Below are 3,622 nucleotides of genomic sequence, written 5' to 3' on the forward strand. Positions count from 1 at the left end.
GTTGCCCAGTTCGCGGACCTCTGCGTAGCGCGAGTCGGGCAGGGTCGTCTGGTACGGCTTTGCAGCGCCGTCGATCACAGTGAGAAGCGGCGAGGTCTTCCCCGTCTCGTCGTAGTCGAGAAGGCAGAACAACCGGAAGTGCCACTTCCCATTTGCGGTCTTCGAGGTGACGCGCGCCTCGAAGTAGCCGGTCATGTCGCCGTGCATCGCCTCCCACTGCCCGCCGCCGGCGAACCGTTTCGGCGGCGCCTTCGCCACGGCGGCGAGGGTCGCGAGGAGACGCGCCCGAACGTTCATCGGGAACCCCAGTAGCGCATTCAAACCGGGTGAGGTCTGCGCCGCGTCGTCGTCGCGGTATCGCTTGAAGAAGGCCACCTCGTGCGTGGCGTCTGACGACAGGGGCTCCATCTTCGGGGCGGTGTCCCGAGGTGGTTTGTTGCGACTCACAGGTTCATCTCATCACGGTGTCATCGACGGCCCCGTGCGTGAGCGGGGTCGCGTCGGCCGGAGGCCTATGGGCAACCCACCCACGTCAACACCGTGAGTTGTCGGCTCCGAAGAATAAACTCGGCTCGCCGCGAGGAGGTGAGGGAGCAACCGATGAACGGTTTCATGCGTGGGCCGCAGTTGGCCGAGCTACTCGGACAGAGCGCTCGGACCGCATTCGACGAACTTGAACATCTCGATCCCGACACCTTGCTGAGCGAGAACATCGACGTGCTGGTGCATGGCCTTCTCAGGCGGCATATGCCCGAACCCGTCTCGGTCGATTGGACCGCCGTCGCCGGAACACCGGTGCAGGAGACGACGATTGAACGCTCAACCAGGGAGTTCGGGGAACGTCGCGACTATCGCATCCCGGGCAGCCGCTTGACCATCTCCTGGCCGCTGACGGGCAGCGCCGAGATACTCCGGCGGCAGGCGTCGCAGTTCACGCTGGGATCCGACCGCGGGACGATCAGGGACGGCAGCGTCCAGCTCGAAATTGAGGCGACCGAGCTCTCCACCGAGTTCGTGGAGCGACAGATGGCGGAGGTGCGCGAGGACGTCGACAGACGGATCACGTGGGCGAACCGCGACGTAGCGATCCACCGAGAGCAAGTCGAGCGTGAACTCAAGGCGGCCGCAGAGGCGCGACGTGCACGGATCACCGAGAACCGGCGGATCAGCTCCGCACTGAACATCCCGATCACGCCCACGGGCGTACCGCGGCCTCCTGTCCCGGCCCTGCGCAGGCAGGTGCCTCTACAACAGCGCCGAGCTTCGGCGGAGTTCACGCCCGAACCCGTGCTCGACAAGGCGATCTATCAGGACATCCTTGACGTCGTCGAGAACTGGGCACGGTCACTCGAACGCACGTGTACGCCCGCGATCCGCGCCCTCGGAGAGGAGGCCCTGCGGGATCTACTGCTCGGAACACTGAACGGCTACTGGCAGGGGGCTGCAGGGGGTGAGCTGTTCAACGGCGAGGGCAAGACCGACATCCTCATTCGAGAAAACGGCCGCAACGTCTTCATCGCCGAATGCAAGGTGTGGGCCGGTGCGAAGAAAGCGACCTCAGCACTCGACCAGCTGCTGAGCTACCTAGTGTGGCGTGACACCAAGGCGGCGTTGATCGTATTCATCAAGCGGTCGACACCAAACGAGATCATCGATCGCCTCCAAGCCGCGGTTCGCGGGCACCCGCGTCACCTACTTACCGCGGATGACTCCGACCCGAGTCGGCGGGCCGAATACGTCTTCGCCGCCGACGACGACGGGCGCCGAATCGAATTGGCTGTGATCCCGGTGGTGATGCTCGAACCCGTAGATGCCCCTGACGAGGTCTCATCCGCCCATGACGAATGAGACGTACCGAGTCCGGAGGATGAAGCTTGCCGAGCCCGACGCGAACAGGATCGGGAAGTGGGCCTCACTTTGGGCGGACCTGATCCACGTCGACATGGTCCTCGCCGCGAGGTCGAAGGTCCCCGATGTCGCGGCCAACGTGTTCCATCGCCGCGCGCTGTGGGAGTCTGCGATCGTCAGCTACGGGCGGATGGCGGTCAGCGAGAAGCGACGCAAGCTCGCCCACGACGATCTGCTGCGCGCCGCAAGAGGCGAGCGAGGCGTCGTGTTCCACGAAACTCTCATGGGGTGGCGCCACGATCACGTTGCACATCGTCTGTCCCGGGACCTTGAGACCGTCACTGTCTGCGCGGACTTCCTCGATGATGACCCCGATGAGCTCGATTCAATCCGAGTCTTCGTGTCACCGTCGGGTGGGCCGGCCGACGATTCGCCGCTCGTGGTGGAGTTCCGCGAGCATGCGAAGGCGTTGCGGGACGCGTTGTGGGAGAAGTACCTGGCACCGCCCGCGGATTTGATCGCGAAGCGCGGCCCGCGGGGAATCCTGGTATCGCCGCAGCCCCCGCCCGCAGATGGACTCACCGTCCAGCAGGTGTTGTGGTCCCGGATGAACGGCACGGGTATCGCCAGCAGGCCCTCCCCGAACCCGTAAGGGCTGTCGGCAGCGACGCCTACCCTGTCGCCACGCCGCACGAACGCCGGCCGCACCGCTACACCCGGGGAGGAACCATGACACTTGACGAACTTCGCACGATCATCATCAGCTCCACGTCACGCAACTGGTCGAGGATCACGGCGGCGGGGCCGACGTACTGAGATCGCTTCGGTTCGTGGAGCAGCCCCGCCGACGGCACGTCAGGCGTCGAGCACGACAGCCACACCGAGGTAGCCGTGTACCGGCCGGACATCGACCTGACAATCTCCTACGGGATGCCGGAGAGCCAGCACGACCGCAATCTGTCCTTTGCGTGGTCGGAGAACTTCCCGGACTCCAACATCCGCGAGATCAGCATCGCCGACATCTTCTGGCGCGGCTCGCTGGTGGACCGGGTGAACTACGTCTACGTCGACGGTGGCGGGGCGATCGTGCCGCTGGGCCGCGATAACCAAGGTCTGCGCATCAACCAGTACGAGCTCGCAGTGGCCCGGCTCCTCAGCGGAATCGCGGACTACCAGGAGTTCGACCGGTACTACTCCTCAGTGCCCTTCGAGATGCAGGCCTGACCCCGCCATGGCCATTGAACTCATCGATCACCGCAGAGGCTCAGCGGACCAGTACTCATGGTTGCCGCCGTTCGACTGGACCGTCGCCTACGCGAACGAGCGCTGGTGGGATGAGCCCCGCGGTTACTACGTCGGCGAGCCATGGTTCGTACAGGTGCTGGAGGACGGCGTAGAAGTAGCTCGCGTCGAACTTGATGACCCCGGCGGCATCAACCCTCAATACTCGGATGTTCCGAAGCCCGGGGCGGAGCGGCTGGAGATCCAGTTCATCGAGGTGGCCACCGCGGCGGCAGGTCGCGGCGTCGGGACCTCGGTGGTGCGCTCCCTTGAGATGCGGCATCCGGAGCGCCGCCTGTTCGCGTACAGCGAGGAGGCGCATGGGTTCTGGGCCTCGCTGGGCTGGGAACGGTTCGATCATCCCGAAGGTGAGCAGTTCCACCGTCCGCTATTTGTCGGCTCTTCCGACTTGGTGGGGGTCTGGTGTGACCGATTCGGATCGTGTCGGTGACTGATTGAGGGCTCGCGCCCTTGTGAACTGGGTGTTCTCACA

Annotated in this window: 6 protein-coding genes; 4 read left to right on the forward strand and 2 right to left on the reverse strand. The window is 64.7% G+C overall.

The window, feature by feature from the left end:
- Positions 1 to 447, reverse strand: a 447-nt coding sequence (locus AC2VOU_RS03865) for a hypothetical protein (RefSeq protein ID WP_486956160.1), incomplete at its 3' end; no start/stop codon positions are given.
- Positions 448 to 600: 153 nt separating this feature from the next.
- Here AC2VOU_RS03865 and AC2VOU_RS03870 point away from each other — a divergent pair.
- Entirely contained in the window at positions 601 to 1,848 is a 1,248-nt protein-coding gene (locus tag AC2VOU_RS03870) for a hypothetical protein (RefSeq protein ID WP_486956161.1), read from the forward strand.
- Complete coding sequence (locus tag AC2VOU_RS03875; protein WP_486956162.1) at positions 1,838 to 2,500, forward strand: hypothetical protein; 663 nt, start codon at positions 1,838 to 1,840, stop codon at positions 2,498 to 2,500. Before AC2VOU_RS03870 ends, AC2VOU_RS03875 begins: the two co-directional genes overlap by 11 nt.
- A gap of 58 nt (positions 2,501 to 2,558) precedes the next feature.
- Here the strand turns inward: AC2VOU_RS03875 and AC2VOU_RS03880 are convergent, their stop codons facing one another.
- Complete coding sequence (locus AC2VOU_RS03880) at positions 2,559 to 2,756, reverse strand: hypothetical protein (RefSeq protein ID WP_486956163.1); 198 nt, start codon at positions 2,754 to 2,756, stop codon at positions 2,559 to 2,561.
- Between AC2VOU_RS03880 and AC2VOU_RS03885 the strand changes: the two genes are divergently transcribed.
- Complete coding sequence (locus tag AC2VOU_RS03885) at positions 2,740 to 3,072, forward strand: hypothetical protein (protein WP_237160569.1); 333 nt, start codon at positions 2,740 to 2,742, stop codon at positions 3,070 to 3,072. The genes AC2VOU_RS03880 and AC2VOU_RS03885 overlap by 17 nt on opposite strands.
- A 7-nt stretch (positions 3,073 to 3,079) precedes the next feature.
- Positions 3,080 to 3,580: a GNAT family N-acetyltransferase gene (locus tag AC2VOU_RS03890; RefSeq protein WP_486956164.1), complete on the forward strand. Its 501-nt coding sequence runs from the start codon at positions 3,080 to 3,082 to the stop codon at positions 3,578 to 3,580.
- Positions 3,581 to 3,622: the final 42 nt, after the last annotated feature.

The sequence above is a fragment of the Mycobacterium sp. TH-M25 genome (assembly GCF_057473665.1).

Coding starts and splice junctions, on each gene's coding strand:
- AC2VOU_RS03870 (WP_486956161.1), top strand. CDS start 601: ATGAACGGTTTCATGCGTGGGCCGCAGTTGGCCGAGCTACTCGGACAG.
- AC2VOU_RS03875 (WP_486956162.1), top strand. CDS start 1,838: ATGACGAATGAGACGTACCGAGTCCGGAGGATGAAGCTTGCCGAGCCC.
- AC2VOU_RS03880 (WP_486956163.1), bottom strand. CDS start 2,756: ATGTCCGGCCGGTACACGGCTACCTCGGTGTGGCTGTCGTGCTCGACG.
- AC2VOU_RS03890 (WP_486956164.1), top strand. CDS start 3,080: ATGGCCATTGAACTCATCGATCACCGCAGAGGCTCAGCGGACCAGTAC.